This window comes from Ruegeria sp. O5 (assembly GCF_056535105.1).
The window spans coordinates 55,891-66,347 of sequence record NZ_JBQERN010000017.1; the positions used below are offsets into that span (position 1 = coordinate 55,891).

Here is a 10,457-nt window from a genome sequence, read left to right on the forward strand (position 1 = left end):
ATCAGTGAGCAACCCCGCCGGGCCCATGTTTCAGAAGATGCCACTGGCCATAGCTGTCCTTCAGGTCCAGCTTTATCGCGGCATCAGAGCGGGTCGAGGCGCTGCCAATCTCGGCAATGGAAAACTCGATCCCGCCGGGGATATCGATGCGCACCCGATGCGCGCCGCCGCCATGCGGGGCCTGAATCGGCTGTCCGGTGGATTTCAGAACATCACCAACGGTAACGCTGGCCGTGCGTTCTTCGAGGTCCATCTCGAATTCGATCGGCAGGTAAAGCGTGTCATGAACCGTCTCGCACATTGCCCTGAACACATACCAATGCGTCGCCATCTCTTCGGTTTCTTCACCGTGAAAGACCTTTTCCAGCGCGTCGCGCTGTGCCGGGGTTGCTGCGGGATCAACGATCACCTGCATCTCGCCGCCGCCCTCAAAGATCGGCCCCGGCCAGGCATAGATCAGCGCGGCTTTGGTCCCGCTGAGGTCGGTGTCACCGAAATGCCCTTTGGTCACCTCCAGCACTTCGAACCCCCGGCAATCGCCATGGGTCGGCAACTCTTCGAACTGGCAGGGGCAGGCATAGCCGCAGTTGCAGTTCCCGAAACTCTCTCCTTCAACATACCAATCTGTAAAAGCCATGGTCTTCTCCTGCTTTGAACAGTCCGAAAGCCCGAGGTGATTGGTCGCATGCCTGAGTTTTGCCCCTAAGCACCCTATCACAATTCGGCGCGAACCAGAACCTGAGGGGCCCGAAGAAGCCGATGAACAGCGCTGCCCCAGCCCCGGATCTATTCACTCACGCGCGTCCAAAAACCTGTGAAACGAAGTGATAACCCCGCGCCTTTCCTTTCCGTCAAACCCGCCCACATCGAGGCCAAGCAGAGTTTTGGAGCAACGGAGACAATCATGTTCAAGCACATTTTACTTACCTCAACGGCCCTCGCCGCCAGCGCGACGGCGCTTGCCGCGCAGAGCCTGGGCGACGGCACCTATGTTCAGGGTTTTGTCGGGTACAGCCAGCTGCAGGACAGCGATTTCGCAGGCACGATCGGCGGCACGCCCCAATCCGTCGACACGGAGTTCGACGCGGGATTCGGCCTGGGCGTGGCCATCGGCAAGGAAATCCCGCAATGGTCAAATGACAGGTTCGGCACGCGGATTGAGCTGGAGCTGTCTTACCGCGACAGCGACGTGGATGGTGTGAACTTCTCGGGCAACGGGCCGGGGGCCGAGGGCAATATCTCGGGCGATGTCACGCAGACCTCATTGTTTGCCAATGTGCTGTTCGATTTCAAACAGGCGGGTGCGCTGACGCCCTATGCCGGGTTTGGTCTGGGGGCCACCTATTCGGATCTGGATTTTGCCTATGGGCCCGGTGTGGCGCTGGATGACAGCGACACCACCTTTGCCGCGCAGCTGATCGCCGGTGTGGCTTACGAGATCAACCCGTCAACCGCCTTTACCGTCGACGCCCGCTATGCCCGCGCCTTTGACGTCTCGTCGCGGCGACTGGCCCCGAACGGCGCGTTGACCGGCACCGTCGAAGACGATCTGGATACGTTCAGTGTCAATTTCGGGCTTCGGTACAAGTTCTGAGGTCCAGGGGCAGGTCTCCCTTCGGTTACCCTGCCCCCGCCTGCTTCATCTGGCCCCAAATATCCTCGGGGGGAAATCGTGCCGGCAGGCACGATGGGGGGCAGACAGCCCCCCTGACCCGGCACCCGCCTTAAGACGGCGCTTTGGTCTTGCGCAGATAGGGAAAGATCGTCTCGAACGCGCCGAATTTGGCCTTGGCGTCTTCGTTCGACACTGAGGGCGGGATGATCACGTCTTCACCCGGCACCCAGTTGGCAGGCGTTGCGACACCCTTCGACGACATCTGCAACCCGTCCAGCGCGCGCAGGATTTCCGCAAAGTTGCGGCCCACGGTCATCGGATAGGTCATCGACAGTTTCAGCTGCTTGTCAGGGCCGATGATAAAGACCGACCGCACGGTGGCGCTGTCCGCCGGGGTGCGACCATCAGGCAGGTAGGCTTCGGCGGGCAGCATGTCGAAGGCTTTCGACACCGCCAGCCCCTCATCAGCGATGATCGGGAACCCGGGATTGGCCTTGCCGTATTCCTCGATATCCTTCTTCCACTTCTTGTGGTCTTCGACACCGTCAACCGACACGCCGATCACCTTGGTGTTGCGCGCGGCCCATTCGTCGTTCAGCTGCGCGACGGCCGAGAATTCGGTGGTGCAGACAGGCGTGAAATCCTTGGGGTGCGAGAACAGAATGGCCCAGCTGTCGCCAATCCAGTCGTGAAACTGAATGGTGCCCTGATCTGTTTCTGCGGTGAAGTTCGGGACCGTATCGTTGATGCGCAAACCCATGGGGTATCTCCTTTCCAGTATTAACCTGAGTCGATTGCCCGCAACCTAATCACTTTGCCCATGGGTTAAAACTTGCATCGTGGTCGCGGCCTGGAAATTCACCGGTTTCACTGGAAAAATAATTTGATCAAATTATCTATTGCCCCCTGTTCGCTTGGGTGACAGAGTGTCGGCGAACAGCCGGATTCTAGCTGGACCGACAGGAGGGCTCAGGATGATCGAAAAGCGGAACTTCTATATCAATGGTCAATGGATCGCGCCGTCGCAACCCAATGATTTCGAGGTCATCAACCCCTCGACCGAGGAGCCGTGCGCGGTGATCTCACTGGGTGGGCAGGCCGACACGGATGCGGCAGTTGCCGCCGCCAAGGCCGCCCTGCCGGGCTGGATGGCAACGCCGGTGGAGACCCGCATCGCGCTGGTCGAGAAGCTGATCGACATCTACCAGACCCGCACGGAAGATCTGGCGCAGGCCATGTCGCTGGAAATGGGCGCGCCGATTGACATGTCGCGCAGCCAGCAGGTTGGTGCAGGCACATGGCATTTGCAGAACTTCATCCGCGCGGCCAAGGCGTTTCAGTTTGAACGCCCTCTGGGGGATGACGCCCCGAATGACCGGATCATCTATGAGGCGGTTGGCGTGGCCGCATTGATCACGCCCTGGAACTGGCCGATGAACCAGGTCACGCTCAAGGTCGGTGCAGCGGCGATTGCGGGCTGCACGATGGTTCTGAAACCCTCCGAGCAAAGCCCGCTGAACGCGGTGATCTTTGCCGAGATGATGGACGAGGCAGGGTTCCCGCCCGGTGTCTTCAATCTGGTGAACGGCGATGGCGCGGGCGTTGGCTCGCAGCTGTCGGGTCATCCCGACGTGGATATGGTCAGCTTTACCGGCTCGACCCGTGCGGGTACGGCGATTTCGAAGAACGCGGCGGAAACGCTCAAGAAAGTGCATCTGGAACTGGGCGGCAAAGGCGCCAATGTGGTCTTTGCCGATGCCGATGAAAAGGCTGTCAAACGCGGCGTGCTGCATATGATGAACAACACCGGCCAGAGCTGTAACGCGCCGAGCCGGATGCTGGTGCAGCGCCCGATCTATGATCAGGCCGTTGAGATCGCCGCCGAGGTCGCCAGCAAGGTCACAGTGGGCAGCGCCGCAGAAGAGGGCCGCCATATCGGACCCGTCGTGAATGAGGTTCAGTGGACCAAGATTCAGGACCTGATCCAGAAAGGTATCGACGAAGGGGCGCGGCTGGTCGCGGGCGGCACCGGACGCCCCGAGGGGCTGAACAAGGGCTATTATGTCCGCCCGACGGTCTTTGCCGATGCCAACAACCAGATGACCATCGCGCGCGAGGAAATCTTTGGCCCGGTTCTGACCATGATCCCCTTCGACACCGAGGAAGAGGCTGTCGAGATCGCCAATGACACACCTTATGGCCTGACCAATTATGTGCAGACGCAGGACAAGGCGCGCGCCAACCGCATGGCGCGGGTTCTGCGGTCGGGCATGGTCGAGATGAACGGCCAGTCGCGCAGCGCGGGCTCTCCGTTTGGTGGGATGAAGCAATCCGGCAACGGGCGCGAAGGTGGCGTTTGGGGGCTGGAGGACTTTCTGGAAGTCAAATCCGTCGGCGGCTGGGCGGCTGAATAATACACCCAGCGCAATGCGAGATGAGAGGGCGAGGCAACGCGGTTGCCTCGCCCGTGTTATGTCAGACAGGCCGCACCACTAGCTGGGGTTCCCCGTCGGACGTATGGCGACGGGAACGACCGTCCCAACCAATCTCTCCGGTCACGCGCTGGCGATAGGCCGAGAAACTGTCGAACCGGACCACATCGACGGGCGTGTCGAACTGCAGGGTCACCCGGCGGTGCGCACCGTCCCCCAACATGGTCAGACCACGAATTTCCGCTGTGAACGGCTGGCCCAGGTAGCGACCTTCGACCCGGTCCCCCACACACAAACGCATCCGGTTGCCCGCCATCGCGTGCAATGTGTTCCAGTCGCGCACCCCATGTTGATGCGCCACCAGTTCCAGGGCCTGACCGTGCGACAGCTGAACGCCGGTGTCGCGCAGTTTCCGTCGCAGGCGTTTGGCCTGCTCTTTCAGCTCCTCCAGCGGAGCGATGTCTTGTGACAGTGTCATGTTTTGCCTCGTTTCCTTGAACGGGCGCGAGTTTAGGACGGGGTTCGCATTACCATCCGCGCGCCGGGAAAGGGCAACAGATGTTTGTTCAACCGGGTTTCACCAAAGCCAATGGCCGCGAACGGCAGGGGACCCGAACCTGCGGTGCTTTTTGGCAGCGGTCCGGCCTTCTGTCAATCAGGCGTCGGCCTGTGCCGCCTCATAGGCCAGCATGGCCCGTTTGACCGGCAGACCCCAATGATAGCCGCCCAACCCCCCGGATTTGCGCAGGGCGCGGTGACACGGGATCAGCCAGCTGACCGGGTTTCGGCCAACGGCCGTGCCCACGGCGCGCACGGCCTGCGGCGAACCCACGCGCTGCGCGATCTCGGAATAGGTCGTCACCTGCCCCGACGGTATGTGCATCAGTGCTTCCCACACTTTGATCTGCAAGGGCGAGCCGATCAGGTAGAGCGGTGTCGGCTCTGACCGGTCGCTGGCCGTGCCGAATGCGCTGAGAACCCAGGGGCGCAGGCGCATCGGATCTTCGACATAATCCGCGTTGGGCCAGCGCGAAACCATATCCTCCATCGCCGCCTTCTCTCCGGTTTCGGCCCCGAAGGCGATGCCGCAGATGCCCTTGTCGGTGCCCATGACCAGCGCGGGGCCAAAGGGGCATTCGAACCAGCCCCAGTAGATCGTCAGACCCGCGCCCCTGCGGGCATATTCGCCGGGGCTCATGGATTCCCATTTCAGGAACAGATCATGCAGGCGGCCACTGCCGGACAGGCCCACGTTATGGGCGGTTTCAAGCGTAGTGAACCGTTCGCGCAGCAGCGCCTTGGCATGGCCCAGCGTCAGGTATTGCTGGTACCGTTTTGGCGACACTCCGGTCCAGCGCGAAAACAGGCGCTGGAAATGGGCCGGGCTCATGTCCATCTGGCGGGCCAACTCATCAAGGCTCAGGCCCTCGCCGCCCTGATCGATCAGCTCGATTGCCCGGCGCATGACGTTGTAGTGGTATCCGCTTTCGGGGGTCTGGACGTTCATGGTTGCACCTCATTGCCTGGCACAAACCATAGCGCGCGCGACACGCTGCCGCGACCCGGAACTTGCGCATTGGCTTTGGGCTTGTGTCGCGGCCCCTCGGGCGGCATTAAGGCCCGGATGGCAAAGCAACTCGACTATCATACGATCCGCGAGATCTTTACGCGCTTTCAGGAGGCCGACCCCGAACCCAAGGGTGAGCTTGAGCATGTGAATGTCTACACGCTGGTCGTGGCCGTGGCGCTGTCGGCGCAGGCAACCGATGCGGGGGTCAACAAGGCCACCCGCGAGTTGTTCAAGATCGCCGATACGCCGCAAAAGATGCTGGATCTGGGCGAAGAGGGCCTGATCGAGCATATCAAGACCATCGGCCTGTTCCGCCAGAAGGCCAAGAACGTCATCAAGCTGAGCCGTATTTTGGTCGAAGACTATGGCGGTGAAGTCCCAAATTCCCGCGCAGCGCTGCAATCGCTGCCGGGTGTCGGACGCAAGACCGCCAACGTAGTGCTGAACATGTGGTGGCGGCAGCCGGCGCAGGCTGTGGACACGCATATCTTTCGCGTCGGCAATCGCACCGGCATCTGCCCCGGCAAGGACGTAGACGCGGTCGAGCGCGCCATCGAAGACAATATCCCCGCCGATTTTCAACTCCATGCGCATCACTGGCTGATCCTGCATGGCCGGTACCATTGCAAGGCGCGCAAGCCGCAATGCCCGACCTGCATCATCCGTGATCTCTGTCAATTCGAGGACAAGACATTATGAAAACCTACCAGCTGACCGGTATCGGAAATGCCGTTGTGGACGTGATCTCGCAGGCCGATGACAGTTTCCTGGAACTGATGGGCATTGAAAAAGGCATCATGCAGCTGATCGAGCAGGAGCGTGGCGAGCTGCTGTATGCCTCGATGGAGGGTCGGGTACAGACACCGGGCGGGTCTGTTGCCAACACGATTGCGGGCGCAGGTGCGCTGGGGCTGGATGCTGCCTTTATCGGGCGGGTGCATGACGATGCGCTGGGCCGGTTCTATGCGGATGCGATGAACGAAGATGGCGTCGATTTCGTCAACCCGCCGGTTCCGGGCGGGGAATTGCCGACCTCGCGCTCGATGATCTTTGTCTCGCCCGATGGCGAGCGGTCGATGAACACCTATCTGGGCATCTCCTCGGAACTGTCGTCGCATGACGTGCCCGATGAGGTCGCCGGAAGCAGCCAGATCATGTTCCTTGAGGGCTATCTGTTCGACAAGGAAAAGGGAAAGGCCGCGTTTCTTGAGGCCGCGCGCGCCTGCCACAAGGGCGGCGGCAAGACCGGGATCGCCATTTCCGACCCGTTCTGCGTGGAACGGCACCGGGTCGATTTCCTGCTGCTGATCGAGAATGAGCTGGATTTCGTCATCGGCAACGAGGCCGAAATCAAATCGCTGTTTGAAACCGACGATCTGGAAGAGGCGCTGATCAAGACCGCCGAGATTTGCCCGCTGGTGGTTTGCACGCGCTCGGGTGATGGCGTGACCGTCCTGAACGGAGGCGCGCGCATCGACGTGCCGGTCAAGAGGATCGTGCCGGTAGACGCAACCGGTGCCGGTGACCAGTTCGCCGCGGGGTTCCTGTATGGAATGGCCACAGGGCGCGATTACGAGACCTGCGCCAGGATCGGCAACGTCTGCGCCCGCGAGGTCATCAGCCATATCGGCCCAAGACCCGAGGCGGATATGCTGGAATTGTTGCGGGAAGAAGGGCTGCTTTGAGCCCATTTTGTTGAAAAACCCCTCCTTTATCGAAGGCTGAACGGCCAATCCGCATGTTGCGGGCTGGGTATTGCGTTGTGATCCGGTCCGCGCGGTGGTTTTGTGAAGAGGTGCAACTGGCTTGAAGTCATTCGGACTACGGTTGGCCCACTCATTGAAGCGTGCTGCCTTTTTGAGCGTCCAATCATTCTTACCCTTAAGGGTGTTTGCTTGCTTTAACCTCTGTCTACGCGCAAGTGCCTTGGATTTTGGTCTTCGTTGCCCCAAGTTTGCGCCGGAGCACACAACGCGGACCCAGAAACACGTGCGGCGTGCCAGTGTCGATTGGCGCGTGGACGAGAGGCATATCCTGGTCGGTGGCAAAAGCGGGACCCATCAACGCATGCAACAGTCCCGCAATGCCGGTGTATCCGTAGAAGTCTGAACGTCAATGAACGCTTTGTTTTTTTAGCCGAGTTGTTTGGTCCACAAAACAACGCGTTCGATCTCTTGGATCAGGCAATCCTGAAAATCCCTGTCTATCTGTGAAGCGTTGATGCCAATTGGTTCAACGACCGCAAACCGATAGAGAGGAAGGTCCTCTACGATCCGCGGCCGTCCTTTGTTCCCTTGCAACCAATGAAAAGCCGTAAATGCATCCACGAGAGGCAACCCACCGCAGGATTTGCTAAGAGAAAGTGCAGCTAAAGATGTTTCGACAGTCACCGGTGGGCGCTCACCCTCTAGCAAGTCACTTAGCGACAAAGCACTCTCAACTTCGTTGCGCAGCCCGATGATCTGATAGGGCGCCATCTGTTCCAGTGTCAGCGCCCCCTGACCTGCGGCTAAAGGGTGACCTTCGGGAACAAAACAAATATGTGGTAAGCTTCCCTCAAACAGGACGTTCATTTGCTTCAGAGAGCGCGAAACATAAGCGAAGCCTGTTCTCATCGCGCCGAAACGGGCATAGTCCAGTATCCAGTTTGAAGATCGTACCCGCCAATCGATCCGAATGTTCTTTTCCGCTATGTTCAGCCGTCTCAGGGCCTGAGGCACGAGGTCTAATGAGGCGGCGGTTATTGTGGCAATTGACAAGGACCCGCGATCCTTCCGAGCGATCTGAGAGGCGATCTCGTTCAAGTTCGCAAGGGCCGAAAAATTGCGTTTAACCTCTTGATAGAATTCTTCCGCTTCGGGGAGCGGTGTCACACCCTTACTCCGGCGACGAAACAAAGGAACGCCAAACTCCCGCTCCAGATCCGACAAAAGCCGGCTGACGCTGGGTTGTGACAGATTCAACCTGCGACCAGCAGCGGAAACCGACCCGGTTTGCATGATCGCAGAGAAGACGTTGAGTTGGTTATGGGTGAACATTGGTATTCGATTAACAAATATCAGTCGAAACAGATAGTATTATTTCAAATGTAAGCGCTGTGGTACTGTCCCGTTGTTTCGGAGGGCAGCGCCAAGAATGAAGAAAAATGTCATTTTGATTATGACGGACCAGCAACGCGCGAACAGTCTGGGCTGCACCGGAAACAAGCATGTCAGGACACCGAATATAGACGCACTGGCCCAGCGGGGCGCCGTCTTTACCAAGCATTTCACACCGCACCAGATCTGCTCTCCAAGCCGGTCCACTTTGTTCAGCGGTCAGTATGCAAGGTCGCACGGCCTGACGCGCAACGGGGTTGCCCTGCCTGAGGATCTGAAACTGATCACCCATGACTTTCAGGCCATGGGGTACAAGACCCATGGGGTTGGGAAATTCCACTTCCAACCTATTCTGGCCGGGCCAGAGCATCTTATGCCGGATTCAAACGCCTTTTGGGACTTACCGGAAAGTGAGGGATGGTGCGGCCCCTTTTACGGGTTTGACGCGGTCGACATTCTGATTGGAGAATCCGTTAGTGCCACAAAAGGTGGGCATTATGCCCGTTGGCTGGAATCCGTCGCGCCGGGAGCGGCCGAGCTCTATCTCCCGGAAAACGCGCTTGAACCGCAATGTGGGGATATTGACGAAGTTTGGAAATCGGCCATCCCTTTCGACTTGCATTACAACTCTTGGATTACAGATCGGGCCTGCGAGTTCCTGACTGAAAATGACGGGTCAGACCCGTTCTTTCTGTTTGTTTCCTTTCCCGATCCGCACCATCCTTTTTCCCCCCCTGCGCCATGGTGCGACATGTACGATCCGGCGGACATGCCAATGCCCTCATATGTGCCTGATGAGCTGTCAGCGATGCCGTCTTTCCTGCGCGAAGGCGATGAAGAGGAAAAAGGTAAAAGCTATGTGGACTTCCTGCGCGATCCGGGGCCACCGCGAGAACAGGGTTTTTTACAGACAACATCGAACTTCTCGGACGATTCAATTCGCCGTGCGATCGCATATACCAATGGAATGATTTCGATGATTGACGCTTGCGTCGGCCGGATCATGGCACAGGCGGAGCATCAGGGTCTCCTTGAAGACACCGTTGTCATTTTCACCTCGGATCATGGCGAGTTGTTGGGTGATCACGGGCTTATCCGAAAAGGCCCCAGCCCCTACAGATCGCTTTTGCACGTACCGCTGATCGCTGCAGGTCCGGGGATCGAGCCTGGCGAACGTCACGGGACAACAAGTCATCTGGATCTGCGCGCGACCCTGCAGGATTTTTTGGAGCTGGAGTATCAGCCGACCGAAGGGGTCTCTTTCGCTCACCTGATGACGCAGGCAGATGGCCCGGGGCGTCGGGCGTTTTTTGCCGAATATCACCCACGTACGCGCATGGACACTTACAACCAGACGGTAATGACAGACGAATGGCGTGTCACAATCTATCCTCAAAACGCAGACTGGGGAGAGATGTTCGATCTTCGCAACGATCCGGGTGAACACGTCAATCTCTTCTTCAAAGAAGAATACCGCAGCACGCGTGACGAGATCATTGAAAAATTGTCACGACACTTTCCGCCAGCTGCGGATGCAGGCGGAGTGTCACTTGCAACCTACTAATCAAATCTGAGCTCTCAAACGACAACGGGGAAGTCACCATGAACGAACATATCAAATATCTGGCAAAACAGGCAGCGCTTGGCAAAATGGACGTGTCGCGGTTTGCTGCCGCTCCTTTGATAGCATTTATTGCAGCAAAGGAGACGAACTATGGGACTGAAACGGACGGACGAATTTC

At 58.7% G+C, this 10,457-nt stretch carries 10 protein-coding genes and 1 pseudogene; 6 read left to right on the top strand and 5 right to left on the bottom strand.

All coding sequences use genetic code 11. The annotated features are described in order from the left end of the window. Nucleotide 1: 1 nt before the first annotated feature. Nucleotides 2–637, bottom strand: coding sequence for a DUF1326 domain-containing protein (locus tag ACR0M3_RS16845; RefSeq protein ID WP_480482813.1), 636 nt, complete (start codon nucleotides 635–637; stop codon nucleotides 2–4). 267 nt (nucleotides 638–904) lie between these two features. Here ACR0M3_RS16845 and ACR0M3_RS16850 point away from each other — a divergent pair, with 267 nt between their 5' ends. After that, complete coding sequence (locus tag ACR0M3_RS16850; protein WP_480482811.1) at nucleotides 905–1,594, top strand: outer membrane protein; 690 nt, start codon at nucleotides 905–907, stop codon at nucleotides 1,592–1,594. A gap of 130 nt (nucleotides 1,595–1,724) precedes the next feature. Here ACR0M3_RS16850 and ACR0M3_RS16855 read toward each other — a convergent pair whose 3' ends face one another. Next, nucleotides 1,725–2,375, bottom strand: a complete 651-nt coding sequence (locus ACR0M3_RS16855; protein WP_209505101.1) for a peroxiredoxin — start codon at nucleotides 2,373–2,375, stop codon at nucleotides 1,725–1,727. 214 nt (nucleotides 2,376–2,589) lie between these two features. Here ACR0M3_RS16855 and ACR0M3_RS16860 point away from each other — a divergent pair, with 214 nt between their 5' ends. Further along, nucleotides 2,590–4,029 (top strand): aldehyde dehydrogenase family protein, encoded by a 1,440-nt coding sequence (locus tag ACR0M3_RS16860; RefSeq protein WP_480911807.1) that lies wholly within the window; start codon nucleotides 2,590–2,592, stop codon nucleotides 4,027–4,029. 61 nt (nucleotides 4,030–4,090) lie between these two features. Here the strand turns inward: ACR0M3_RS16860 and ACR0M3_RS16865 are convergent, their stop codons facing one another. Together ACR0M3_RS16865 and ACR0M3_RS16870 are read right to left on the bottom strand one after the other, a co-directional pair. Then, a complete protein-coding gene (locus ACR0M3_RS16865; RefSeq protein WP_480900789.1) occupies nucleotides 4,091–4,525 on the bottom strand; it encodes a glyoxalase superfamily protein in 435 nt (144 codons plus the stop codon). 177 nt (nucleotides 4,526–4,702) lie between these two features. Then, nucleotides 4,703–5,554, bottom strand: a complete 852-nt coding sequence (locus tag ACR0M3_RS16870; protein ID WP_267365305.1) for a bifunctional helix-turn-helix domain-containing protein/methylated-DNA--[protein]-cysteine S-methyltransferase — start codon at nucleotides 5,552–5,554, stop codon at nucleotides 4,703–4,705. Between the two features lie 117 nt (nucleotides 5,555–5,671). Between ACR0M3_RS16870 and nth the strand changes: the two genes are divergently transcribed. The 3 genes and pseudogenes from nth to ACR0M3_RS16885 all read left to right on the top strand — a co-directional run. Continuing rightward, nucleotides 5,672–6,316 (top strand): endonuclease III, encoded by a 645-nt coding sequence (nth, locus tag ACR0M3_RS16875; RefSeq protein WP_209505105.1) that lies wholly within the window; start codon nucleotides 5,672–5,674, stop codon nucleotides 6,314–6,316. Next, on the top strand, nucleotides 6,313–7,302 hold the full coding sequence (locus ACR0M3_RS16880; protein ID WP_480482801.1) for an adenosine kinase: 990 nt from the start codon (nucleotides 6,313–6,315) through the stop codon (nucleotides 7,300–7,302). Before nth ends, ACR0M3_RS16880 begins: the two co-directional genes overlap by 4 nt. 265 nt (nucleotides 7,303–7,567) lie before the next feature. Then, nucleotides 7,568–7,666: pseudogene (locus ACR0M3_RS16885) on the top strand (IS6 family transposase); the annotation flags it as partial. Nucleotides 7,667–7,749: 83 nt separating this feature from the next. On the opposite strand, the gene ACR0M3_RS16890 reads toward ACR0M3_RS16885, so the two are convergent. Next, nucleotides 7,750–8,655, bottom strand: coding sequence for a LysR family transcriptional regulator (locus ACR0M3_RS16890; protein ID WP_480560542.1), 906 nt, complete (start codon nucleotides 8,653–8,655; stop codon nucleotides 7,750–7,752). Between the two features lie 97 nt (nucleotides 8,656–8,752). On the opposite strand from ACR0M3_RS16890, the gene ACR0M3_RS16895 reads away from it, so the two are divergent. Then, a complete protein-coding gene (locus ACR0M3_RS16895) occupies nucleotides 8,753–10,279 on the top strand; it encodes a sulfatase family protein (RefSeq protein ID WP_480911810.1) in 1,527 nt (508 codons plus the stop codon). The last annotated feature ends 178 nt before the right edge of the window (nucleotides 10,280–10,457 follow it).

Excerpts from the sequence above, each read along its gene's own strand:
- ACR0M3_RS16895 (WP_480911810.1), top strand. The coding sequence starts at position 8,753 with ATGAAGAAAAATGTCATTTTGATTATGACGGACCAGCAACGCGCGAAC.
- ACR0M3_RS16865 (WP_480900789.1), bottom strand. The coding sequence starts at position 4,525 with ATGACACTGTCACAAGACATCGCTCCGCTGGAGGAGCTGAAAGAGCAG.
- ACR0M3_RS16890 (WP_480560542.1), bottom strand. The coding sequence starts at position 8,655 with ATGTTCACCCATAACCAACTCAACGTCTTCTCTGCGATCATGCAAACC.
- ACR0M3_RS16870 (WP_267365305.1), bottom strand. The coding sequence starts at position 5,554 with ATGAACGTCCAGACCCCCGAAAGCGGATACCACTACAACGTCATGCGC.
- ACR0M3_RS16845 (WP_480482813.1), bottom strand. The coding sequence starts at position 637 with ATGGCTTTTACAGATTGGTATGTTGAAGGAGAGAGTTTCGGGAACTGC.
- ACR0M3_RS16860 (WP_480911807.1), top strand. The coding sequence starts at position 2,590 with ATGATCGAAAAGCGGAACTTCTATATCAATGGTCAATGGATCGCGCCG.
- ACR0M3_RS16850 (WP_480482811.1), top strand. The coding sequence starts at position 905 with ATGTTCAAGCACATTTTACTTACCTCAACGGCCCTCGCCGCCAGCGCG.
- ACR0M3_RS16880 (WP_480482801.1), top strand. The coding sequence starts at position 6,313 with ATGAAAACCTACCAGCTGACCGGTATCGGAAATGCCGTTGTGGACGTG.
- nth (WP_209505105.1), top strand. The coding sequence starts at position 5,672 with ATGGCAAAGCAACTCGACTATCATACGATCCGCGAGATCTTTACGCGC.
- ACR0M3_RS16855 (WP_209505101.1), bottom strand. The coding sequence starts at position 2,375 with ATGGGTTTGCGCATCAACGATACGGTCCCGAACTTCACCGCAGAAACA.